The organism is Thioalkalivibrio sp. ALJ16 (assembly GCF_000377345.1).
Lineage (GTDB): Bacteria > Pseudomonadota > Gammaproteobacteria > Ectothiorhodospirales > Ectothiorhodospiraceae > Thioalkalivibrio.
Genome location: NZ_KB898048.1, coordinates 36,682 through 60,269, shown reverse-complemented (window position 1 = coordinate 60,269; position 23,588 = coordinate 36,682). Strand labels below are relative to the sequence as shown.

The window sequence follows — 23,588 nt, the reverse complement described above, 5'->3', positions numbered from 1 at the left end:
TCGACTGTCACTTGTCCATCTCCCGTTATGCCGTTGTTCCTGCCACCGCGCGCAGGGCGCGCACGACCGCGTCGGGTATCGCCGCCGGCACCAGCCGCGCCACGTCCACACAGGCGATGCCGACCTGGGCGGTCACCAGGACCGTCGTATCCCGTCGTACTTCCTGTTCAAACTCGATGCTGGCCCGACGCATGCGCGCGACCCGGCAGGTGGCGACCAGCGCATCATTAAAGTGCGCGGGCCGCTGCATCTCCACAGCCAGACGCCGCACGGCGAACACAATTCCATATTCCGCGCGCAGCTGGTCCTGCTCGAAGCCCACCGCGCGCAGCCATTCGGTACGCGCGCGCTCCATGAACCGAAGGTAATTGGCGTGGTACACCACGCCGCCGGCATCGGTGTCCTCGTAGTAGACCCGTACCGGCCACTGGAATGGCGTCGTCATAAGGGCGGCGGCCCTCCGGCGGTCGGTGTCAGCAGGTCGCCTTCCTCCGCGCGCGTCAGGCCGAACATGGCCAGCGTGCGCCGGGTCGCCTGCCGCCCGCGCGGGGTCCGCTGCAGGTAGCCCTGCTGAATCAGAAACGGTTCGACCACATCCTCCAGCGTGCCGCGATCCTCGTTCATGGCCGTGGCGAGGCTCTCCACGCCCACCGGCCCCCCGTCGAATTTCTCCACCAGCACCTCGAGCAGCCGCCGGTCCTGGGCATCCAGCCCGGAGGCGTCGATCGCCAGCAGGTCCAGGGCCTGGGCGGCGACCTCGTGGGTGACCACACCGTTCGCCCGCACCTGGGCAAAGTCGCGCACCCGTCGCAGCAGGCGATTGGCCAGACGCGGGGTGCCGCGTCCGCGGCGGGCGATCTCCGTCGCACCCTCGGGCTCGATCCCCACCCCGAGCAGGCCCGCGGCACGATCCACAATATGCGCCAGATCGGTGACAGTGTAATGATCGAGACGTTGCACGATACCGAACCGGTCACGTAACGGAGCCGACAGCAGGCCCGCGCGCGTGGTCGCGCCCACCAGTGTGAACGGCGGCAGGTCCACCTTGATCGAGCGCGCCGCCGGGCCCTCGCCAATCACGATGTCCAGCTGGCCGTCCTCCAGGGCCGGGTACAGGACCTCTTCCACCACGGTCGGCAAGCGGTGGATCTCGTCGACGAACAGGACATCGCGTGGTTCCAGCGCGGTCAGGATGGCGGCGAGGTCGCCGGCGCGCTCCAGCACCGGGCCGGAGGTCTGGCGCAGACCCACGCCCAGCTCGTTGGCGACGATGTGCGCCAGTGTGGTCTTGCCAAGCCCGGGCGGGCCGGCGACCAGGGTGTGGTCCAGGGCCTCGTCACGCCCGCGCGCGGCCTCGATGAACAGCCCCAGCTGCTCGACCACGCGCGGCTGACCGGTATAGTCCGCGAGGCGTTTCGGACGCAGGCTGACCTCGGCCCGCTCCTCCTCGGACCGACTTTGCATATCCACAAGACGTGATTCCATAGCCCCGCAGTATGCATCGCCACCCGTGGCGTTTACAGGGCCATGCGGCAGGTTTTCGAACGCCGCCCCGGCGCTTCAGGCACCGGGCAGGTCGCGGGCGTGAACCAGGAACACCCCGTGCCCGCCGGCCTCGAACTCCAGCCAGATCAGCGGCAGCTCCGGGAAGGCCGCCTCCACCGCGGCCTGGCTGTTGCCAACCTCGACGATCAGCACGCCGTCTTCCGTCAGGTGTTCGCGGGCCCCGGCCAGGATGCGGCGCACGGTATCCAGCCCGTCGCCGCCAGCGGCCAGCCCCAGCACGGGTTCGTGACGGTATTCGTCCGGCAGGCCCGCCATATCCTCGGCATCCACGTAGGGCGGGTTGGACACCATCAGGTCGTAGCGATCCCCGGGTTCCAGGCCGTCGAACACGTCGGACTGCAGGGCGCGCACCTGTTCGCCCACCCGGTGGCGCTCGATGTTGATCCCCGCCACCGCCAGCGCATCCGTCGACACATCCGCCAGGTCCACCCGCGCCTGCGGCAGCGCCAGAGCCATCGCGATCCCGATGCACCCGCCCCCGGTGCACAGATCCAGCGCGCGGGTCACGGTCTCGGGGTCGACCCAGGGCTCGAAGCCCTGCGCGATCAACTCCGCCAGCGGCGAGCGCGGCACCAGCACGCGCTCGTCGACATAGAACGGCAACCCGGCGAACCAGGCCTCGCGGGTCAGGTAGGCCGCGGGCTTGCGCGTGGCGACCCGCTCGCGCAGCACCGCCACTACCCGCGTGCGCTCGACCTCGCTCAGGCGGGCATCCCACCAGGACTCGGGCAGGTCCAGCGGCAGATGCAGGGTGTGCAGCACCAGCCAGGCGGCCTCGTCGAAGGCGTTGTCGGTACCATGCCCGAAGCTCAGGCCGGCCGCGCGAAACTGACTGGCGCCGAAGCGAATGAAGTCGCGCAGGCTGCGCAATCCGGTGGTGGAATCCATGCCCGGTCTTTCCGTTACGTGCGAGGGCGGTCATCATACCGCCTCGAAACCGGCCTGTACGCCACCCACCCCATCGGACACCACATGAGCAAGATCGACCCCTGGCTCGCGCGCCTGTCATACCTGCTGCCCCAGCATGCCCTTTCGCGCGGCGTGCACTGGCTGGCGCGCATCGAGTCGCCGCGCCTGCAGCCCCTGCTGCGCGCCTTCGTGCGCCGCTTCGGCCTGAACCTGGACGAGGCCGCCGAGCCGGACCTCGCGGCCTATGCCAGCTTCAACGCGCTGTTCACCCGCGCCCTGCGCGAGGATGCGCGGCCGCTGGAGGGGGATACCAACACGGTGGTCAGTCCTGCCGACTCGCGCGTCAGCGCGGCCGGCCGTATCGAGGCCGGCCAGATCTTCCAGGCCAAGGGCCATCACTACACGGTACGCGAGCTGCTGGGTGGCGAGGACGATCTGGCGGAGGCCTTCCGGCACGGTCACTTCGTGACCTTGTACCTGTCCCCGCGCCACTACCACCGGCTGCACATGCCGCTGACCGGCACGCTCACGCACATGATTCACGTGCCCGGGCGGCTGTTCTCAGTGGCCCCGCGCATCGTGCGCCACGTACCCCGGCTGTACGCGCGCAACGAACGCGTCGTGGCCTGTTTCGACACACCCGTCGGCCCGATGGCCATGGCCCTGATCGGCGCACAGAACGTAGGATCCATCGAAACCGTGTGGGCCGGCGAGGTGACCCCGCCGCGGGGGCGCGAACTCAGCGTAAGCGAGTATCCGGACCGCGATATCACCCTGGAGCGCGGGGCCGAGATGGGCCGCTTCAACCTCGGTTCCTCGGTGGTGCTGCTCCTGCCGGACCACCCGCTGAAGCTCGCCGACCACCTGACGCCCGAGACCGAGGTCCGGGTCCGCTCCGCACTCGGCCAGTTCTACTGACTTTCTTTCACCACGAAGCACACGAAGGCACGAAGAAGGGCCAGGTCAAGAGCAGGTTCACCACGGAGGACACAGAGGTCACGGAGAAAACAAAGGGGGGACGGGGCTAGATACGAATATTGATAGTGGCTCGCGTTGTTCAGGTGAACCGAAATTCTTCTGCCTTCGCACGCTTCGTGGTGCCTGTGCCTCCTATTCCCCTGACACGCAACGCATCTGAAAAAGCCTTGCGACCTTCTCCGTGATCTCTGTGCCCTCTGTGGTCAAGCCGCCCTTGAATTTCTTCGTGCCTTCGTGCGCTTCGTGGTGAATACAGAAGCTCAGGCGTGGGCGCGGGTCCCGGCGGGCTGATTGAAGTAGGCGGCCTTCCAGCTTTCGTAGTCGGCGACGAGTTGCTCGACGTCGGCGGCATCGAACGGGCGCAGACCGCTCAGCACCAGGTGCTTGCTGCCATCGGCGACCACGGACTGATCGATCACCAGCTCGTAGTCCAGGCGGATCTCGCCGCGCTTGCCGTTGACCGTCATCACCGCGTCCTTCAGGCGCGGCTCCGGCACCCCGGCGCTGGCGGCCAGCGGCTCGGGCAGGCGGAACCCCATGCGCTCGTACATCACCAGCGGGCGCTTGGGATTCACCATCACACCGTGCTCCTCCATCAGCGGCACCAGCACGTGCGGGAAGTTCTGCCCGGAGAAGCTCACATAACTGCGGATCAGGGATTCGATCGCGCTGGGCTCGTCGATCACCGCGCCGGAGCGCTCGACCTCGATCACGCTCTTGCCGTGATCATCGGTGATCGCGAATGCCGCGCCCGGGGCCTCCGGGAACACCAGGGGCACATTCCCGCCCACCATGCCGGTGAAGCGAAAGTGCATGTTCGCGCTGGCGCCGTAGGTCTCCAGCACCAGGGCGAACAGGAGATCCCCCGGCACGCAGAAACGGCGGTTGTCGGCATCGTGGATCGGGTTGAAATCGCCGGCAAGCGTCTTGGCAAAGTCACTGCCCTGCTCCGGGGTCACCACCCGCTGACCGTCGCGAATACGGTAGAAATCCTCAAGGAAGCTTTTTTCGGTCACGCGGTCTCCCCGACGTTATCGTTCGTTCTGATTTTTGCGATCACTATAGCCCGAAATGCCCGGCTATGGCCCGGATAAAGGCGTCTCCGTAACGCTCCAGCTTGTGCTGCCCCACACCCGAGATCCCGGCCATCTCGTCGCGGGTGCGCGGGGCGGAAGCGACCATCTCCAGCAGCGTCGCGTCGCTGAAAATCACATAGGGCGGCACCCCCTGGTCCCGCGCCAGTTCCGTGCGCAGTGAACGCAGCACCTCCCACAGCGCGCGGTCCTCGCTGTCCATCGCCGCGACACTGCGCGCAGTGTCGCGGCGGGCCGGCCGCGCCGCGCGCGCCTCGCGTTCCGGGCGCGCCACCTCCTCGCGCAGGTGGATCGACTCCTCGCCGCGCAGCACCGGACGACAGGCCGGGTCCAGCTTCAACCCGCCGTAGCCTTCCTCGTCCAGGCGCAACAGGCCGCGGGCGAGCAGCTGACGCACCACGCCGCGCCACTGGGCCTTGTCCAGTTCCTTGCCGATGCCGAAGGTGCTCAGGCGGTCGTGACCCAGGCGGCTCAGGCGTTCGCTCGCGGAGCCGCGCAGCACGTCGATCACATGCCCCGCGCCGAAGCGCTCGCCGGTGCGGTAGATGCAGGACAGGAGTTTCTGCACCGGGACACTGGCATCCCAGGTGGCCGGTGGCTCCATGCAGTTGTCGCAGGTCCCACAGGGCTCGGGCATGCGCTCGTCGAAATAGGCGAGCAGGGCCTGGCGCCGGCAACTGGTGATCTCGCAGAACCCGAGCATCGCCTCCAGCTTTTGCTGCTCGATGCGCTGGCGCTCGGCGCCGGCCTGCGAGCCCTCCAGCATCTGGCGCAAAGTGACCACATCCTGCAGGCCGTAGACCATCCAGGCATTCGCAGGCAGGCCGTCGCGCCCGGCGCGGCCGGTCTCCTGATAGTAGCCCTCCAGGCTCTTGGGCAGGTTCAGGTGAGCCACGAAGCGCACGTTCGGCTTGTCGATCCCCATGCCGAAGGCGATGGTCGCCACCATCACCACGCCCTCCTCGCGCAGGAACCGGGTCTGGTTCTCCGAGCGGGTCGCCGCCGGCAGCCCCGCGTGATAGGGCAGCGCGGTAATGCCCTGCTCCGCCAGCCACTCGGCCACCGCCTCGACCTTCTTGCGCGACAGGCAATAGACGATGCCGGCCTCGCCCGCGTGTTCCTCGCGGATAAACCGCAGCAGCCGGTCGCGTGCGGAACCTCCGCGCCCCCCGTCGGCCTGGGCGATGCGGTAGCGGATGTTGGGGCGATCGAACGAACTGACAAAGGCACGGGCCTGCTCCAGGCGCAGCCGCTCGCGGATCTCCTGGCGGGTGGGCCCGTCCGCGGTTGCGGTCAGGGCGAGGCGCGGCACCTGCGGGAAACGCTCGGCCAGCACCGCCAGCTGGCTGTATTCCGGGCGGAAGTCATGCCCCCATTGCGAGACACAGTGGGCCTCGTCGATGGCGAACAGCGCCAGCTCGATGCCCTCCAGACGCTCCAGCATGCCCGCGGCGAACAGGCGCTCCGGCGACATGTACAGCAGATCCAGTTCGCCCGCATGCAGCGCGGCCAGCACGGAGCGGGCCTCGTCCGCCTTCTGGCCGGAATCCAGACTGGCGGCGGCCACGCCGTTCTGGCGCAGGGCCGCCACCTGATCCTGCATCAGCGCGATCAGCGGCGAGATCACGATGCCGCACCCGCGCCGCGCCAGCGCGGGGATCTGGTAGCACAGCGACTTGCCGCCGCCGGTGGGCATCAGCACCACGGCGTCGCCACCCGCGGTCACATGCTCGACGATGGCCTGCTGCTGGCCGCGAAATTCCGTGTAGCCGAAGGTCTCGCGCAGGATCTCCAGTGGCGCCGCCGCCGGAGCGCTTCCCTGCGCCTCTCCAGCCGCAAGACCCGAGGGTTCCAATGGACTCACTCCAAACGAAAAGACAGGCGACGAAGACTGCCGAATGCCCGCCACCGCTGCAAGCCATCACCGCCACAAGCGCCCCGCTCGGGATGCCGCCCCGCACACATTCGCCCGTCATCATCCGCCGCGATAAACTCCTTGCCGGATCCCACCGCCCAGGACCACCGATGCCGACAGCCACGCCGCTCGTCCCCTGTCTGCTGCTGGACGACTTCGCCACCAGCGGCCGGCGTCACCGGCAAGGGAACCACCCACATCCTCGCCTGGATCCGCCCGGAGCAGCGCGCCACAGGCATCGGCTGAGCGCATCCGGCGTATGACACACCCCAGCACCGAAGCGGTCCGCAGCACCGTCCACGCCTACCTGGACGTCTGGCTGCGCCAGCGAGACCTCGCGGCCATGTTGCGTTTTCACGCCAGCGCGGTCAGCGGCTTCGGCACCGGCGCCGACGAGGTCGCCTTTACCCCGGAAGAGGTCGAGCGCATCGTCGGGCGGGATATCGAACAGGTACCGGAACCCTTCGATTACGCCATCCGTCGCGAAGAGATCCGTCTGCTCACGGATCGCGTGGCGCTCGTCATGCTGATCTTCGATATGATCCTGGACACTCGCGGGCAGCGGGTCCGACTGAACGGCCTGCGTGCCAGTCTTGTGCTGCACGGGACGGCCGGCGGCTGGCGCCTGGAGCACCTGCACGGCTCCTTCCCCACGAGCATCCACGGGGAAGACGAAGCCTACCCGGTCAAGGAACTGGAGGCGCGGGCGGAGGTGCTTGAACGCCTGGTACGGGAACGCACGCACTCCCTGGAGGCCGCTCAGCAACGCCTGGAACATCTCGCCACTACCGACCCACTGACCGGATTAAACAACCGCATGAAGGCCAATGAAGCACTGGCCGACGAGATCCTCCGAGCCGAACGCCACGCGACCCCGCTCAGCGTGATCCTGCTGGATCTTGATCACTTCAAGCCCATCAACGACACCCTGGGGCACGGTCATGGCGATTCGGTGCTCACGGCAGTCGGGCGCCTGATCACGGCCCGTATCCGCGCGACGGATCGAGCCGCGCGCTGGGGTGGCGAGGAGTTTCTCATCCTTTGCCCGCAGGACGGCATCGCCGCCACAGGCCAGCTGGCCGAGGACCTGCGCCGCAGCATCGAGGCCCACGACTTCCAGATCGGGCAGCCACTAACCGCCAGCTTCGGCGTTGCCCAGCTGGAACCCGGCGAGAGTGCGGAGTCCCTGGTGGACCGGGCCGACCGCGCCCTGTACGCGGCCAAGCACGCCGGGCGCAACCGGGTACAGGGCGCGTGAAATCAAGCCGGCCCCGGGGCGCCCCCATCCGCGAACGACAGGAACATATGCCCCAATTGGCAAAAGGAGCATTGCCATGTTCAAGAAACGACTAAGCCTCGCCACCCTTTTGGGCCTTCTGGCCCTGCCCGTCCAGGCCGATCCGGTCAACATCCTCGAGGCCCAGCTGGATGCCAGCGGCCCGAACCAGTGGCACGTCTCCGTCACGGTGAAGCACCCCGATACCGGCTGGGATCACTACGCCGATGCCTGGCGCGTACTCGACGCCGATGGCAACGTTCTGGGCGAACGCATCCTGCATCATCCGCATGTGGACGAGCAGCCGTTCACCCGCAGCCTGCGCGGCGTCAGCATCCCCGAGGAGACCCGCAGCGTGCAGATCGAGGCCCGCTGTTCGCAGGACGGCTGGAGCGATCAGCGTCTGCAGATCGACCTCGAACAGAATCAGGGCAAGGGCTACCGCATCCACCGCTGATCCACGCCACGCAGAAAGGTCGGGGCGGGTTACAGTAGGCGCACCCCCAAGCCCCGGACTCGACCATGCGCGGTCACTCCAGCGTGCACGACGCCCCTGCCGACGCCATCAACTGGCGCATCATCCGCTCCCTGTTTCCGTACCTGGCCGAGTTCCGGGGCCGGCTGTTCCTGGCCCTGGGCCTGATGGGGCTGGCCAAGCTGGCAACGGTGCTGATCCCGCTGGCGCTGAAGTACATCGTCGACCACTTCGAGGACGGCGGCACCGAGGCGCTGGTCGCGGTCCCGGTGGCGCTGGTGATCGCCTACGGCCTGCTGCGCTTCGGCAGTACCCTGTTCGGCGAGCTGCGCGACGCGGTCTTCGTACGCGTGGCCGAGCGGGCCATGCGGCGCGCGGCCCTGCGGGTATTCGAGCACCTCCACCGGCTCGAGCTGAGCTTCCACCTGGCACGCGAGACCGGCGGCCTGGCACGCGACATCGAGCGCGGCACCAGCGGCATCAGCTTCCTGCTGCGTTTCATGGTGTTCAACATCCTGCCGACCATCATCGAGATCGCGCTGGTCGCGGTGATCCTGCTGGTGGCGGTCGGTCCGGTCTTCACCGTCACCGTGATCCTCGCGGTGGCCGCCTACATCGCCTGGTCGGTATGGATTACCGAGTGGCGTACCCGCTTCGTGCGTGAGGCCAACCAGCGCGACAACGAGTCCAACACCCGCGCGATCGACTCGCTGCTGAACTACGAGACGGTGAAGTATTTCGGCAACGAGGGCTTCGAGGCCCGGCGCTACGACGAGGGCCTGGCCACCTGGGAACAGGCGCGCACCAAGAACGTACTGTCGCTGGTACTGCTGAACTCCGGCCAGGCCCTGATCATCGCCGCCGCGATCACCGTGATGATGCTGCTGGCCGCCAGCCGGGTGGCCTCGGGGCAGATGTCACTGGGCGATCTGGTAATGGTCAATGCCTACATGATCCAGCTGTTCATGCCGCTGAACTTCCTCGGCTTCGTCTACCGCGAGATCCGCCAGTCGCTGGCGAACATCGAGCGCCTGTTCGGCCTGCTGGAAAAACCGGTACAGGTCGAGGACCGGCCCGGGGCGCCGGATCTCGACGTCGCGGACGGGCATGTGCGCTTCGAGCAGGTCGCCTTCCACTACCAGCCGGAACGCCCGATCCTCGAGGACGTGTCGCTCGAAATCCCGGCCGGGCACAAGCTGGCGGTCGTCGGGCCCAGCGGGGCCGGCAAGTCCACGCTCGCACGCCTGCTGTTCCGGTTCTTTGACGTGACGGACGGGCGCATCACTATCGACGGCAAGGATATCCGCGAGGTAACACAGCAAAGCCTGCGCCGTGCGATCGGCGTGGTCCCGCAGGATACGGTGCTGTTCAACGCGAGCATTCGCTACAACATCGCTTATGGTGATCCGGAGGCCTCCGAGGAGGCCATCCGGCGCGCGGTGCGTCTGGCGCACCTGGACGGTTTCATCGAGCGCCTGCCCGACGGCCTGGATACGGTCGTCGGCGAACGCGGGCTCAAGGTCTCCGGCGGCGAGAAGCAACGCATTGCCATCGCGCGCATGCTGCTGAAGGACCCGCCGATCCTGGTCTTCGACGAGGCCACCTCGTCCTTGGACTCGGGCTCGGAGAAGGCGATTCTGCAGGCGCTGAACGAGGTCTCGGCCCGACGCACCACACTGGTCATCGCACATCGCCTGTCCACGGTGAAGGATGCCGAGCAGATCGTGGTCCTCGACCAGGGCCGCGTGGTCGAGCGCGGCACCCACCGCGAACTCCTCGCAGCGGGCGGCGCCTACGCCCGCCTGTGGCAGCACCAGCAGGAACACGAACCCGCCCCTGCCGACCCGAGCCCGAATGCCGGGGCCTGAACCCCTTGATTCACCACGAAGCACACGAAGAAACGAAGCAGGGATCGATCAAGGTCAAGAGCGGATTAACCACGGAGGGCACAGAGGACACAGAGAAATTCAAAAAGGGTCTGAGGTGCACGATCCGTCAAATATGCGAAGCGGTCCCGCTTAACCTGCAGTAAGCCAGGACGCGATCAGTACTCACATCTCACCCCAACTTCCCTGTTTTCTCCGTGTCCTCTGTGCCCTCCGTGGTTAAACCGCCCTTGAATTCCTTCGTGCCTTCGTGTGCTTCGTGGTGAATAAAGAGCTCTAGGCAATCAGTCAGGATCGACGCGGCCGCGCAGGGCCTTCTTGCGGCCGCGGTGGGTCTTGCCTTCCAGACGGCGCAGCTTGGAGGCGCGCGTGGGGCGCGTCGGCTTGCGTGTCTTGATCGGGCGGCCGGCCTCGTGCAGCAGCTCCGCCAGGCGTTCCAGCGCATCCTCGCGATTGGCCTCCTGGGTGCGGTACTGCTGCGCCTTGATCACGATGACACCTTCCTTGCTGATGCGCTGGTCGCGACGGCGCAACAGCCGTTCCTTGTAGACCTCGGGCAGACTGGAGGCATGGATGTCGAAACGCAGATGGATGGCCGAGGCCACCTTGTTCACGTTCTGCCCGCCCGCCCCCGCGGCCCGGATCGCGCTCAGCTCGATCTCGTCCTCGGGCACGGCGACGCTGTTGGAGATGCGCAGGGCCATCATCGGTCAGCGGAAGCCGCCATCGCGGATGCGGCCGTCCGCATCCAGTTCCGCGAAGAAGCGGCTGTTATCGGTGCGGTACTCGCGGGTGGCGACATCTCCCGGCAGCACAAGGGTCACGTCCGGATAGACGCGATTGAACTCCTCGGGGGTCGGCCGGGTTTCCAGGAAGTGCAGGAACGGGTTCATCTGCTGAACCGTACCCGGACGCGGCTCCGGCCCGTCGGCCCGGGTCTCGGTCTTGTGGACCGCGCAACCGCCAGTGCTCAGCGCCAGCATCACCGCCACTACGAACGTCCATCGAAGTACTCGAGCCATGCATCCCTCCGGCGTCAGTCATGTCCAGCGTGATCGCGAGGCAGGCCGCAATGTCCTGGAGCCAGCCCGGCTCCAGGACACCGCCCTCAGTGGTGCCCTACTCGGACGGCTGGCCGTGCTCGCGGGTGGCCTCGAAGCGGATTTCCGGCCACTTTTCCTGCGCCATCTGCAGGTTCACCCGGGTCGGCGCGATATAGACCAGGTCGCCGCCGTGATCGATCGCCAGGTTGGCCGCGGCCTTCTCCTTGAACTCCTCGAGTTTCTTCGGATCGTCACATTCGACCCAGCGCGCGGTCTGGACGTTCACGTTCTCGAACTGCGCCTCGACCTTGTACTCGGTGCGCAGGCGCTCGGCGACCACGTCGAACTGCAGCACGCCGACCGCGCCCAGGATCAGGTCGTTGTTGGTCAGCGGGCGGTAGAGCTGGGTCGCGCCCTCCTCGCACAGCTCCTGCAGGCCCTTGGCGAGCTGCTTCATCTTCAGCGGGTCCTTCAACTGCGCTCGCCGGAACAGCTCCGGCGCGAAGTTGGGTACGCCGGTAAAGGTCAGTTCCTCGCCCTGGGTAAAGGTATCCCCGATGCGGATGGTGCCGTGGTTGTGGATGCCGATGATGTCGCCCGGATAGGCGGTCTCCACATGCTCCCGGTCCGAGGCCATGAAGGTCAGTGCATCCGGGATCTTCACGTCGCGCCCGATGCGCACATGGCGCAGCTTGGCCCCCTTGTCGAAGGTGCCGGAGCAGATGCGCATAAAGGCGATGCGGTCGCGGTGCTTCGGGTCCATGTTCGCCTGGATCTTGAACACGAAGCCGGTGAACTTCTCCTCGGTGGGATCGACCCGGCGCGAATGGGTCGGCCGCGGCAGCGGGCCCGGGGCAAACTCGACGAAGTCGTCCAGCAGCTCCTCGATGCCGAAGTTGTTGATCGCGGAGCCAAAGAACACCGGGGTCTGCTCGCCGCGCAGGTAGGCTTCCTGGTCGAAGGCGTGCGAGGCACCCTGCACCAGTTCCATTTCGTCCCGCAGCTCCGCGGCCTGCGCGCCGAGCACCTCGTCCAGACGCGGATTGTCCAGCCCGTCGATGATCTCGCCGGTGGACTTCTTGCCGCCCTCTTCCGGGTCGTACAGGTGCACCGCATCGCGGCGGATGTGGTAGACGCCGCGGAAGCGCTTGCCGGAGCCGATCGGCCAGGTGATCGGGGCACACTGGATCTTCAGCACCTCCTCGACCTCGTCGAGCAGTTCGATCGGGTCGCGGCCCTCGCGGTCCATCTTGTTGACGAAGGTCATGATCGGCGTGTCGCGCAGCCGGCAGACCTCCATCAGCTTGATGGTCCGTTCCTCTACCCCCTTGGCCGCGTCAATCACCATCAACGCGGAGTCCACCGCGGTCAGGGTGCGGTAGGTGTCCTCGGAGAAGTCCGCATGACCCGGGGTGTCCAGCAGGTTCACGATGCGGCCCTTGTACGGGTACTGCATCACCGAGGAGGTCACCGAGATGCCGCGCTGCTTTTCCATCTCCATCCAGTCGGAGGTGGCATGGCGCGACGCCTTGCGCCCCTTGACCGTACCGGCGAGCTGGATCGCGCCGCCGTACAGTAGGAGCTTTTCGGTCATGGTGGTCTTGCCGGCATCCGGATGCGAGATGATCGCGAAGGTCCGGCGGCGACGGGTTTCCTCGAGAAAGGACATGCATGCTGGCCGCTTGGATAAGCCCGCCAGTTTAACGCCAAAAAGGATTGGCTGCCCCGGGGCAGCCGGCATTGATCGGGAAGACAGGTCCCTGCAACGCGGCCCCGGACAGGGGTAGAGAAATGCCCGGAATCACCCCGCAGCGCCGCAGGAGCGCGACGATTCCGGGGCCATCACGCGCCCGCCGGAACCCGCAGCCGGGTCCCGGCGGGCCGCATGCGGCTTACGGGCGGGCGGCGGCCGCCTGGATCTCGGCGGTGCGCTCCTCGAACTGGCCACGGGCGATGACCAGATCGCGGTTGTTCATCCGTGCCTCGAGGCTGGCGATGCGCTCGGCGTCTTCCGCCAGGCTGTACCAGACGTGGGCCTTGACCAGATCGCGCTCCACCCCGAGACCGTTCTGGTGCAGGCGGCCCATCCCGATCTGGGCATGGCGATACCCCTGCTCGGCGGCCGCGGCATACCAGTGGGCCGCGGCGGCGGGATCACGCGGGGTGCCCTGGCCATTCTCGTACAGCAGACCGGCGTAGTACTGCGCCGCCGGCAGCCCCTGCTCCGCCGCCCGGACCAGCCATTCCAGCCCCGCGGCCGGATCCTGGCCTTCACTGGCCAGATGGCTGCCCAGCCAGTACTGGGCATCGATGTGGCCCAGTTCGGCGGCGCGCGTGTAGTGCTCGCGGCTGCGCTCCGGATCGGCGCTGGTGCCGGTTCCGGTCGCGAACAGATACCCCAGGTAGTAATGGGCCGCGGCGTGATCGGCGTTTGCCGCGCGGGCAAACCAGTGCAGGGCCTGGTCATGGTCGACCTCGGTGCCACGACCGGAGTAGTTGGCCATGCCGACGTCGAACTTGGCATCGACGTTGCCGCGCTGGGCGTTGCCTTCACGGATCTCGTACCAGACCCCGAGCAGCTCCTGCTGGCGCTCGGCCTCGTCGTAACCGATGGAAGACTGGGCCTGGACGGCCCCGCTGAACATCAGCGGCAATGCCAGGGGGAGCGAAACACACAATGCGCGCAGGGATCGGGACATGGGTTACCTCATCCGGGTTCGGGGCCAATACCGACTTGATCATAGCCCTCGGGGTGCCAGCCCTCAACGCGCGGGCCCCGGGACGAGAACCGGAGGCGACAAAACCCGGTCGTGGCGGCCGCTCTGGCCCCGCCCCGTGTGAACGGGTTCACATTGGCGGCGGGCGGCCGCCGTCAGGCGCCGGCCGGGGCCATGCAGCGCCGGGACAGCACCCAGGCATCCTCGCGCCCACTGGGCAGCGGGTAGTAGCGCGGGCGCGTGCCGATATGCTCGAAGCCCTCGGAGCGGTAGAGCTGAACCGCCGCCACGTTGGACGGGCGCACTTCGAGAAACAGGGCCTCGACCGCCTGGCTACAGGCGTATTCGAACAGCCGCCGTACCATGAAGCGCCCCAGGCCGTTGCCCTGCCAGCGCGGGTCCACCGTCAGGTTCAGCAGGTGTGCCTCGCCGGCCGCCAGCGTCAGTACGCAGTGGCCGACCTGGCGGCCGTCCATCTCGAGTACGCGGCAGTCATAGCCCACCCGGATGCAGTCCTCGAAGATGCGCGCCGTCCACGGATAGTCGTACGCCTCGCGCTCAATCCGCATCACGCCGTCGACATCGTCCACGGACATGCGACGCAGTTCGGGCTGGACACGAGGTTCGGCACTCATGAAACGGCTTCCTCCGACGGCTGGGGATTAGGCATTCGCTGCCCCGGGGTTTCCGAGCCCCGCACGCGGGCGGGAGTTCCCGATCCCCTACCAGCATCAGGGAGAAGACAGGCAGGCGCGGGCGCGCAGCAGGTCCTCCCAGGCGCGCGGCTTGTCACCCGGCTTGCGCAGCAGATAGGCCGGGTGAAAGGTGGCGATCAGCGGCCGCCCGCGATAGCGGTGCTCGCGCCCACGCAGGCGCCCCAGTGGTTCGTCCGAATCCAGCAACTCGCGGGCGGCGATACGCCCCAGGGCCACGATCACCTCGGGTTGAATCAGCTCGATCTGGCGATCCAGAAACCCCCGGCAGGCACGAACCTCCTCGGGCTCCGGATCGCGATTGCCGGGGGGACGACACTTGAGGACATTGGCAATAAATACGTCGCGCGAGCGATCCAGCCCGAGCGCCTGCAGCATATTGTCGAGCAGCTGACCGGCACGACCGACGAAGGGCTCCCCGTGCCGATCCTCTTCGGCCCCCGGCGCCTCGCCGACCAGCAACCAGCGGGCACCCCGGTCCCCGACCCCGAACACGGTGCGGGTGCGCTCGCGGGCGAGTTCGTCGCATGCCGTGCAGGCACGCACGCGGGCCTCCAGGCCCTCCCAGTCCAGCGCCTGCACCGGCACCCCGGCCACCTGCGGGGGCGCCTCGACTGTCCCAGGCGTAACCGCCTCGGAGACCGTTGGCGTCGGCGCGCTGTCCTCGACGACCGCAGGCGCATTGGCCGCAACGGCAGCGACGCCCGCGTGGCCCGGCGCCGGGCCACGCGCACGCCATACCGGGATCCCCATATCCGCCAGGATCCGGCGCTGACGCACCGAGAGCGACACGCGGCTATTCCTCCGCGGGCGCGCGGCGACGATGGCGGCGCCAGCGCTCCAGCGTCAGCAGCGGGCCTGAGAGTGCGTAGATCACGAACCCCGCCAGCAGCACCTTGGGCGGATCGAGGGCCAGCAGCATCAGGGCCACCACCACGCCGACGATCGCGAGAAAGGGCACCCGGTGCTTGAAGTCCATATCCTTAAAGCTGAAGTAGGTCAGATTGCTGACCATGGCGGCGCCCGCCAGCACGGTGACAATCAGGATTCCGACCACATAGGGGTCGGCCAGCTCGGCCGGGATCCCCCAGTCCTCCAGCACCCAGACCATGCCCACCAGCAAGGCCGCACTGGCCGGGCTGGGCAGGCCCTGGAAGAAGCGCTTGTCGCTGACCGCTAGACGGCTGTTGAACCGGGCCAGCCGCAGCGCGGCCGCGGTGGCAAAGAAGAACGCGGCCACCCAGCCAAAGTTGCCCAGGTCCTGCAGCTGCCACAGGTAGACAATCAGTGCCGGCGCCACCCCGAAGGAGACCAGGTCCGACAGCGAATCGTACTGCGCGCCGAACTCGCTCTGGGTATCGGTCATACGGGCTACACGCCCGTCCAGGGTATCCAGCACCATGGCCACGAACACGGCGATGGCGGCGGTGATGTACTCGCCGTCAATCGCAGAGACAATGGCGAAGAAGCCCGAGAACAGCACCCCGGTGGTGAACAGGTTGGGCAGCAGATAGACGCCACGCCGGCGCCGGCGATGCGGCCCTGCCTCGCCGTCCGCCATCCCTGGCTCCGTGCCTTCGCCCGCAATGCGGCCAGCGTCCCCCGCGGACGGGTCAGAATCCCCTGTACTCACTCCAGCACCTCCGCCGCACCCTCGCGATCCCCGTTGGTCTGCGCCTCTGGCAGCCCACCCAACAGGGCAGAACCGGCCAGAACCCGCTGTCCAGGCTCGACCATCACCTGTGAACCCGCCGGCAGCCAGATCTCGAAGATACCACCGAAGCCGGCGAAACCCATGCGCTTGCCACGCCCCAGGCGGTTCCCGGGCACATTGTTCTGCATGCGAATCATGCGCGGCCAGTGCCCCACGCTGAGCGCGAGCGTCATGCGCGTACCCTCGTCCGTCTCCAGGGCATAGGCCAGGCGGCCTTCGAGCTGCGCATCCGGGGCTGTATCCGTCTCCTTGCCCGGCCAGACCCGTTCGCGGATCTCGGCCTCCTGCGGGGCGTGCACGTTGTACTCGCCCAGTCGCCGCTGGCGCAGGCGGATACAGACCGCCGGCTTCTTCGTGAACGGGTCGCGCGCCTCGGCGACCGATTCGATGGTGCCATCGGCCGGGGCAATCACGCCCAGCGCCGGCGCCGGGGCCTTGCGCCGCAGGTCACGGAATACGGCCATCAGAAACACGGTGAGGATCACCATGAACAGTCCCAGCTCGGCCTCGCCGACCAGCAGCGAGATCACCGCCATCCAGGCGGAGATGATCACGAACAGACGGCCTTCGGGGGCAAGTGGGAACAGCATGGGAGGGTCTCGGGGGGATTTCGCGAGGGCAACCCGGGCACGCGGCCAGGGGCTGCACCCCGGGCCGCCCCCGGCGGATCAGTTGCGGGACTTGTCGACCAGCTGGTTCGCCTTGATCCACGGCATCATCGCACGCAGGCGTTCGCCCACCTGCTCGATCTCGTGGGCCGCGTTCAGGCGGCGGTTGGCGGTCATGGACGGGTAGTTCATCGCGCCTTCCAGGATGAACTGCTTGGCATACTCGCCGTTCTGGATGTTCTTCAGCGCCTCGCGCATCGCCCAGCGCGACTCCTCGTTGATCACCTGCGGGCCGGTCACGTACTCGCCGTACTCGGCATTGTTGGAGATCGAGTAGTTCATGTTGGCGATGCCGCCCTCGTACATCAGGTCGACGATCAGCTTCAGCTCGTGCAGGCACTCGAAATAGGCCATCTCCGGGGCGTATCCGGCCTCGGTCAGGGTCTCGAAGCCGGCCTTGACCAGTTCCACCGCGCCGCCGCAGAGCACGGCCTGCTCGCCGAACAGGTCGGTCTCGGTCTCGTCCTTGAAGGTGGTCTCGATGATGCCGGTGCGGCCGCCGCCGATCGCGGAGGCATAGGACATGGCGATGTCACGGGCCTTGCCGGAGGCGTCCTGCTGGATCGCGATCAGGTCGGGGATGCCGCCGCCACGCACGAACTCGGAGCGCACGGTGTGGCCCGGGGCCTTGGGCGCGATCATGATCACGTCCAGGTCCTTGCGCGGGACGATCTGGTTGTAATGGATCGCGAAGCCGTGGGCGAAGGCCAGGGTCGCGCCCTGCTTCAGGTTCGGCTCCAGCACGTCGCGGTACAGGGCCGCTTGGTACTCGTCCGGGGCCAGCACCATGATCAGGTCGGCGCCGGCGGTCGCGGCGTCGACATCGGCGACCTTCAGGCCGGCTTCTTCGGCCTTGGCACGCGAGGCGGAGCCGTCGCGCAGGCCCACGGTCACGTCCACGCCGGAGTCCTTCAGGTTGTTCGCATGGGCGTGGCCCTGAGAACCGTAGCCAATGATGGCGACCTTCATACCCTGGATGATGGAGAGATCGGCGTCTTTGTCGTAGTAGAGATTCATCACAATTTCCTTGATATCGGGCAAACAAACGGGTCCGGCGCCGCAGGCAGCGCCGGACCCGGGGATTCAGATTTGCAGGCTGACGTCGCCCCGCGCGATGCCCATGACGCCGGAGCGCACGACCTCCAGCACCGGGAACGGCTGCAGTGCCTCGAGGAAGGCATCCAGCTTGGAGCCCTCGCCGGTGATCTCGACGACATAGGTGTCGTGGGTCACGTCGATGATGCGGCCGCGGAAGATATCCGCCAGGCGTTTCGCCTCCTCGCGGTCGGCGGCCTCCGGCACGCGGACCTTGACCAGCGCCATCTCGCGCTCGATGTGCGGATAGGCGGTCATGTCCAGCAGCTTGATTACGTCGATCAGCTTGTTCAGCTGCTTGGTGATCTGCTCGACGATCTCGTCGGAACCACTGGTGACGATGGTCATGCGCGACAGCGACGGGTCGTCGGTCGGCGCGACGGTCAGCGATTCGATGTTGTAGCCACGCGCGGAGAACAGCCCGGCCACCCGCGAGAGGGCACCGGCTTCGTTTTCCAGCAGGACACTGATGATATGACGCATACGGCTATTCCCTGTACCCGGCTCAGACCAGGATCATCTCGTTCTGGCCAGCACCGGCCGGGATCATTGGATACACGTTCTCGGACTGGTCGGTGATGAAGTCCAGGAACACCAGGCGCTCCTTCTGCGCCAGGGCCTCCTTGATCGCACCCTCGACGTCTCCGGGCTGGGTGACCTGGATGCCGACATGACCATAGGCCTCGGCCAGCTTCACGAAGTCCGGCAGCGCATCCATGTAGGACATCGCGTAGCGCCCCTGATAGAAGAACTCCTGCCACTGCCGGACCATGCCCAGGTAGCGGTTGTTCAGGTTCAGGATCTTCAGCGGCAGCTGGTACTGGAAGCAGGTGGACAGTTCCTGGATGCACATCTGGATGCTGGCCTCGCCGGTGATGCAGCCCACCGTCGCGTCCGGGTGCGCGAACTGCACGCCCATCGCGAACGGCAGACCCACGCCCATCGTGCCCAGGCCGCCGGAGTTGATCCAGCGGTTCGGCTTGTCGAAGCGGTAGAACTGCGCGGCCCACATCTGGTGCTGGCCGACATCCGAGGTCACGAAGGCCTCGCCCTGGGTCAGCTCCCAGAACTTCTGCACCACGTACTGCGGCTTGATCAGCTCCGAACTCTGGTCGTACTTCAGGCAGTCCTGCGCCTGCCATTCCTCGATCTGCTTCCACCAGGTGGCGAGGGCCTCGGCATCCGGCTTGCCGCCGTTCTCGTTCAGCCCCTTGATCAGCTCGCGCAGCACCGGCTCCACTTCACCGACGATCGGCACGTCCACCTTCACGTTCTTGGAGATCGAGGACGGATCGACATCCACATGCACGATCTTCGCGTGCGGGCAGAACTTCTCGATGTTGCCGGTCACGCGGTCGTCGAAGCGCGCGCCAATGGCGATCAGCACGTCCGCGTGGTGCATGGCCATGTTGGCCTCGTAGGTCCCGTGCATGCCGAGCATGCCGAGGAACTGCTTGTCCGACGCCGGGTAGCCGCCCAGCCCCATCAGGGTATTGGTGATCGGATAGCCCAGCTTGCGGGTGAACTCCGTCAGCGCCTCGGAACCCTTGCCGAGGATCACGCCGCCACCGGTGTAGATCATCGGCTGCTTCGCCGACAGGATCAGCTCCACCGCCTTGCGGATCTGGCCGGTGTGCCCCTTCGAAGTCGGGTTGTAGGAGCGCATGCGGATGCTCTCCGGGTACTCGAATTCGCAGCTGTCCGCGGTCACGTCCTTCGGGATGTCCACCACCACCGGGCCGGGGCGACCGGTGGTCGCCACGTAGAAGGCCTTCTTGATGGTGGTCGCCAGTTCCTTCACGTCCTTGACCAGGAAGTTGTGCTTCACGCAGGGACGCGTGATCCCCACGGTGTCGACCTCCTGGAAGGCATCATTGCCGATCAGGCTGGTCGGCACCTGGCCGGTGAATACCACCAGCGGCACGGAATCCATGTAGGCGTCGGCGATCCCGGTGATCGCGTTGGTCGCGCCGGGGCCCGAGGTCACCAGCGCCACGCCGGGCTTGTCGCAGGACTTGGCATAGCCCTCGGCCGCATGTACCGCACCCTGCTCGTGGCGCACCAGTACGTGCGAGACCTTGTCCTGCCGGTACAGCGCATCATAGATGTGCAGTACTGCACCACCGGGATACCCGAATACGACCTCGACACCCTCGGCCTGCAGGCTGCGGCAGAAGATTTCGGCGCCGGTGATGGCGGTGGAGGAACTTGCGGTCTCGGACATGATGGTCGACTTCCTTACCGGGGGCTGATGCACGATCGTCGGGCGATCACGCACCAAGAATCAAAATAGCCCACCATCGTAATATGAAATCGCCCCCATTTCACGCCATGACGCGCGAAATCAGTGCGATTCCTACAGCGGCGCGGCAGACCCGACCGCCAGCCCCGGCGCCTGCCGCAACCCGTGTCGGGGTTCGCCCAGAGATGGCCACGGCCCCGGCGGGGCCTCTTCATGACAGGGTTGCGAGCACCGTCATCGCGAGGAGCGCAGCGACGTGGCGATCTTTTTGGGCGGCCCCGGCGCCGGACCGAGCCGACACCGCAGGTCAGCTGTGCTCGCCCCCGGCCTGCGCGGTGGGCAGCTCGGCGAAGTGTTCACGGGCGCGGGCGACCAGCGCCGGCGGCAGGCCGTTCTTCTCCGCGATGGTCAAACCGAAGGAGACCCCCGGCTCGCCGATCAGCAGGCGATAGGTCGGCGACAGGGTCTCGGCATCGAACTGCATGGAGGCGTTGACGATGCCTTCGTGCTGCGCGGCATAGTCCTTCAGCGGCGCGAGGTGGGTGTTCACGATCCCGCGGGTGCCGCGGGCACGCAGCTCGTCCAGCATCGCCATCGCCAGCGCCGCGCCTTCGTCGGGGTCGGTGCCGGTGCCGAGCTCGTCCAGCAGGATCAGGCTGTCTGCCCCGGCGTGTTCGAGGATGCGCTTGAGCACCTCGACATGCCCGGCAAAGGTGGACAGGTGATGGAACAGGCTCTGGTGATCCCCCACGTCCACCATCACCTGATCGAAACGGCCGATCCGGCAGTCGCCCTCCGCGGGGATGTGCAGACCGCACCAGGCCATGGTGACCAGCAGGCCGAGCGTCTTCAAGGCGACGGTCTTGCCGCCGGTATTGGGGCCGGTAATCAGCAGCAGCGGCTGCCGCTCGTCCAGCCGGATCGACAGCGGCACCGGCTGCGGGCCATTGCCCTCGGCAAACTGCAACAGCAGTAGCGGGTGGTAGGCCTCGACCAGCTCCACCCCGGCCGTATCCTCCAACGCCGGGGCATGCGCGTTCATCTGCGCGGAGAGCTGCGCGGCAGCGGCGGCCAGGTCGATCCAGGTCAGCGCGGTCAGCATCAGCTCCAGCGCCTCGCCATGGTCGCGCACGTGGTCGGTCAGCTCGCGCAGCAAGCGCTGCTGTTCGGTGTTGATCTGGCCATTCACGGTATCCAGCTGGTTGTTCAGCGGCACCGCCTCGATCGGCTCGATGATCTGGTCGCGCCCGCCCATCGCGGTGCCGCGGCGCACGCCCTTGACCGCATTCGCGGCCTCGCCGCGCAGCACCATCACCGCACGCTCCTGATGCCACTGCACCTTCAGGGCATCCTCGCCCTTTTGCGCCACGTCGGAGGCGACCAGACGCTTCTTCACCACCGCCTCGACCTCGTCGCGCAGGCGATTGCGCTCACCGAAGGCCTCGACCAGCGGCGGGCTGGCATCCTCGCGCAGCGAACCCCCGGGGTTCAGGCAGGCCGACAGGCGTTGCTCCAGCGCCTGGGGCGGATACAGCTTGTTCAGGTCCGCCGGGTAGATCTCCGGCGTATCGGCGAGCTGGTCCGCCAGTTCGCGGGCACTGCGCATAATGGTCTGCAGGTTGTGCAGCGCCTGCACCGGCAGGGCGGCACCGGGGTTGGCCGCCTGGCGCAGCGCGGCACGCACGTCCGGCAGCTGCCCCAGCCGCGGCAGGGTGCCGGCATCCAGACGCTGGCGCGCGACGGTTACCGCCTTCTGCAGGGCCCGAGCGGCATCCAGGTTCGGCGCCGGCTCCAGGCCGCGCGCGGCATCGGCACCGTAGGGGGTGGCGGTCAGGCGTTCCAGCAGGCGCTGGATCGCGGGAAATTCGAGGGCCTTCAGATCAACCTGCATGGCATACCCTTGTGCGTGAATTCTCTATCGCAGCCAAGGTCCGGGACCCTGTGAGAGCGTGCTTGCACGCGAAGCCCCTGCCAAAGCCGGATACAGGCAGGGGCTTCGCCGGCAAGCCGGCTCCCACGAGGGCAAGACCCGGCCCCGGCTTAGTCCTCGGCCTTCTGGAACATGCCGAGGTAGGCCTTTTTGTCCATGATCGGCTCGCGCATCACCGCCAGCATGTCGTCCAGGTGTGCCGGCGTGCTCATGCCGACCAGCGAGGTGCCCAGCCCCGGCGTGGAACGGTTGAACTGCATGGCACGCTGGGCCGGGTTGGGCAGGCTGGCCAGCTGCTGCTCGACCACATCCACCGACTGCTGCGCCAGGTGCCCCTTGAGCATGGAGTGCGAGGCAATCATGTACACCTCGAGCTGGTGTGCCGCCTGCAACGGGCTCGCCACGTTGCCCTGCCCGGTGGCGGTGTTGAAGCGGGTAAACCCCTCCAGCATCACCTGGTTGAACGGCAGCATCGCGATCTTGAAGTGATGCCGGGCATGGTCGTCGCCGGTGACGGTCTGCGCGGCGCGCTCGGCCAGCCCCTGCATCGAGGTCAGCGACTGGAACACCGCGGCATCGGTCTCCTCGCGGAAGCCCTCGAAGGTGGAGATGCCGTAGGCGCGGATCTTCTTCTCGCGCGCGGCCCGCTCCAGCACCTCGAACACCGGCTCCAGCTTGCGGTTGGTCGCTTCCTTGCCGATCTCGTGGATGTGCACCTCGGGCTGGTCGATGATGAAGGCATCCAGCGTCTCCACCCCCATCAGCGAGCGCGACAGCTCCATCTGGTAGTGGATGTATTCCGGCGTCAGCAGGTGCGCGCCCTTGGCCAGATCGTCCTTCGTCCCCATGCCCTGGGACTCGATCTCGCGCTGAAACCATGCCTCCATGTCCTCCGGCGGCCCGCCGCGCAGCGTCAGGAAGCCGCCCTTGGAGATCAGGAACATCGCCTCGCGCGGGACCCCGGCCTCCAGCGCGGTACGCACGCCCGCCCCGACGGCCGCCAGCGAGCGCCCGTACCGGTAGTGCGCGCCGGTATCCACCACGTTGATACCTTCGGCCAGCCCGCGCGCGACGATCGCGGCGATCTGCGCGTCCACCTCGGCGGTGGCCGCGCCGCCGAAGGTGCCGATGCCGAGGCTCGACAGGCGCATCTTCGCGCGCGAGAACTCGCTGTAATGCCCCTCGACGGCCTTGCCCTCGGCCACGAACTGCTCCGCGTAGCGGCGCGTTGCCTTGGCGTTGGCGTATCCGGGTATCAGTTTCTGCTCGGACTCCATGCGTCTCCTCGCTCGATCAGACGTCGTACCGACCGGGTGCCCCCCAGCCTGCAAGCTGTGAAATCCTACGTCAGCCGACGGGATTTGCGA

The 23,588-nt window shown here is 67.1% G+C and carries 22 protein-coding genes; 4 read left to right on the top strand and 18 right to left on the bottom strand.

Features of this window, described 5'->3' with window-relative positions; all coding sequences use genetic code 11:
• Positions 1-25: 25 nt before the first annotated feature.
• The 3 genes from ybgC to prmB form a co-directional block, all read right to left on the bottom strand.
• Positions 26-445, bottom strand: coding sequence for a tol-pal system-associated acyl-CoA thioesterase (ybgC, locus tag D000_RS0110410; RefSeq protein ID WP_018873465.1), 420 nt, complete (start codon positions 443-445; stop codon positions 26-28).
• Positions 442-1,485 carry a Holliday junction branch migration DNA helicase RuvB gene (gene ruvB, locus D000_RS0110405; RefSeq protein ID WP_026279913.1) on the bottom strand — a complete coding sequence of 348 codons (1,044 nt, stop codon included), beginning with the start codon at positions 1,483-1,485 and terminating at the stop codon, positions 442-444. Before ruvB ends, ybgC begins: the two co-directional genes overlap by 4 nt.
• A 75-nt stretch (positions 1,486-1,560) precedes the next feature.
• A complete protein-coding gene (prmB, locus tag D000_RS0110400; protein WP_018873463.1) occupies positions 1,561-2,454 on the bottom strand; it encodes a 50S ribosomal protein L3 N(5)-glutamine methyltransferase in 894 nt (297 codons plus the stop codon).
• 84 nt (positions 2,455-2,538) lie between these two features.
• Between prmB and asd the strand changes: the two genes are divergently transcribed.
• Positions 2,539-3,393 (top strand): archaetidylserine decarboxylase, encoded by an 855-nt coding sequence (gene asd / locus D000_RS0110395; RefSeq protein WP_018873462.1) that lies wholly within the window; start codon positions 2,539-2,541, stop codon positions 3,391-3,393.
• Between the two features lie 320 nt (positions 3,394-3,713).
• Here asd and D000_RS0110390 read toward each other — a convergent pair whose 3' ends face one another.
• Together D000_RS0110390 and recQ are read right to left on the bottom strand one after the other, a co-directional pair.
• Positions 3,714-4,469 carry a DUF3581 family protein gene (locus D000_RS0110390; protein ID WP_018873461.1) on the bottom strand — a complete coding sequence of 252 codons (756 nt, stop codon included), beginning with the start codon at positions 4,467-4,469 and terminating at the stop codon, positions 3,714-3,716.
• Positions 4,470-4,512: 43 nt separating this feature from the next.
• Positions 4,513-6,402, bottom strand: a complete 1,890-nt coding sequence (gene recQ / locus D000_RS0110385) for a DNA helicase RecQ (RefSeq protein WP_018873460.1) — start codon at positions 6,400-6,402, stop codon at positions 4,513-4,515.
• Positions 6,403-6,721: 319 nt separating this feature from the next.
• Between recQ and D000_RS0110380 the strand changes: the two genes are divergently transcribed.
• The 3 genes from D000_RS0110380 to D000_RS0110370 all read left to right on the top strand — a co-directional run bounded on the left by D000_RS0110380 (position 6,722) and on the right by D000_RS0110370 (position 10,081).
• Positions 6,722-7,720, top strand: coding sequence for a diguanylate cyclase (locus tag D000_RS0110380; RefSeq protein ID WP_018873459.1), 999 nt, complete (start codon positions 6,722-6,724; stop codon positions 7,718-7,720).
• A 76-nt stretch (positions 7,721-7,796) separates the two neighbouring features.
• Complete coding sequence (locus D000_RS0110375; protein ID WP_018873458.1) at positions 7,797-8,195, top strand: hypothetical protein; 399 nt, start codon at positions 7,797-7,799, stop codon at positions 8,193-8,195.
• A gap of 65 nt (positions 8,196-8,260) precedes the next feature.
• Complete coding sequence (locus tag D000_RS0110370) at positions 8,261-10,081, top strand: ABC transporter ATP-binding protein/permease (RefSeq protein ID WP_018873457.1); 1,821 nt, start codon at positions 8,261-8,263, stop codon at positions 10,079-10,081.
• A gap of 302 nt (positions 10,082-10,383) precedes the next feature.
• Here D000_RS0110370 and arfB read toward each other — a convergent pair whose 3' ends face one another.
• The 13 genes from arfB to D000_RS0110305 form a co-directional block, all read right to left on the bottom strand.
• Complete coding sequence (arfB, locus tag D000_RS0110365; protein WP_026279912.1) at positions 10,384-10,803, bottom strand: alternative ribosome rescue aminoacyl-tRNA hydrolase ArfB; 420 nt, start codon at positions 10,801-10,803, stop codon at positions 10,384-10,386.
• Positions 10,804-10,809: 6 nt separating this feature from the next.
• Positions 10,810-11,121, bottom strand: coding sequence for a hypothetical protein (locus D000_RS0110360; RefSeq protein WP_038047798.1), 312 nt, complete (start codon positions 11,119-11,121; stop codon positions 10,810-10,812).
• Between the two features lie 97 nt (positions 11,122-11,218).
• Positions 11,219-12,811, bottom strand: a complete 1,593-nt coding sequence (locus D000_RS0110355) for a peptide chain release factor 3 (protein WP_018873454.1) — start codon at positions 12,809-12,811, stop codon at positions 11,219-11,221.
• 223 nt (positions 12,812-13,034) lie between these two features.
• Complete coding sequence (locus D000_RS0110350) at positions 13,035-13,841, bottom strand: tetratricopeptide repeat protein (RefSeq protein WP_026279911.1); 807 nt, start codon at positions 13,839-13,841, stop codon at positions 13,035-13,037.
• Between the two features lie 173 nt (positions 13,842-14,014).
• A complete protein-coding gene (gene rimI / locus D000_RS0110345) occupies positions 14,015-14,494 on the bottom strand; it encodes a ribosomal protein S18-alanine N-acetyltransferase (RefSeq protein WP_018873452.1) in 480 nt (159 codons plus the stop codon).
• 96 nt (positions 14,495-14,590) lie between these two features.
• A complete protein-coding gene (locus tag D000_RS0110340; RefSeq protein ID WP_018873451.1) occupies positions 14,591-15,364 on the bottom strand; it encodes a uracil-DNA glycosylase family protein in 774 nt (257 codons plus the stop codon).
• 4 nt (positions 15,365-15,368) lie between these two features.
• The gene (gene pssA, locus D000_RS0110335; RefSeq protein ID WP_026279910.1) at positions 15,369-16,205 is read right to left on the bottom strand and encodes a CDP-diacylglycerol--serine O-phosphatidyltransferase; all 837 of its coding nucleotides are present in this window, start codon (positions 16,203-16,205) and stop codon (positions 15,369-15,371) included.
• The gene (locus D000_RS0110330; RefSeq protein WP_018873449.1) at positions 16,202-16,876 is read right to left on the bottom strand and encodes a phosphatidylserine decarboxylase; all 675 of its coding nucleotides are present in this window, start codon (positions 16,874-16,876) and stop codon (positions 16,202-16,204) included. Before D000_RS0110330 ends, pssA begins: the two co-directional genes overlap by 4 nt.
• A 78-nt stretch (positions 16,877-16,954) precedes the next feature.
• Positions 16,955-17,971 carry a ketol-acid reductoisomerase gene (gene ilvC, locus D000_RS0110325; protein ID WP_012983147.1) on the bottom strand — a complete coding sequence of 339 codons (1,017 nt, stop codon included), beginning with the start codon at positions 17,969-17,971 and terminating at the stop codon, positions 16,955-16,957.
• A 66-nt stretch (positions 17,972-18,037) separates the two neighbouring features.
• A complete protein-coding gene (gene ilvN / locus D000_RS0110320) occupies positions 18,038-18,532 on the bottom strand; it encodes an acetolactate synthase small subunit (RefSeq protein WP_018867526.1) in 495 nt (164 codons plus the stop codon).
• A gap of 22 nt (positions 18,533-18,554) precedes the next feature.
• The gene (gene ilvB, locus D000_RS0110315; protein WP_018873448.1) at positions 18,555-20,273 is read right to left on the bottom strand and encodes a biosynthetic-type acetolactate synthase large subunit; all 1,719 of its coding nucleotides are present in this window, start codon (positions 20,271-20,273) and stop codon (positions 18,555-18,557) included.
• Positions 20,274-20,598: 325 nt separating this feature from the next.
• Positions 20,599-22,182 carry a DNA mismatch repair protein MutS gene (locus D000_RS0110310; RefSeq protein ID WP_018873447.1) on the bottom strand — a complete coding sequence of 528 codons (1,584 nt, stop codon included), beginning with the start codon at positions 22,180-22,182 and terminating at the stop codon, positions 20,599-20,601.
• Between the two features lie 149 nt (positions 22,183-22,331).
• Positions 22,332-23,498: an aldo/keto reductase gene (locus D000_RS0110305; RefSeq protein WP_018873446.1), complete on the bottom strand. Its 1,167-nt coding sequence runs from the start codon at positions 23,496-23,498 to the stop codon at positions 22,332-22,334.
• Positions 23,499-23,588 lie beyond the last annotated feature (90 nt).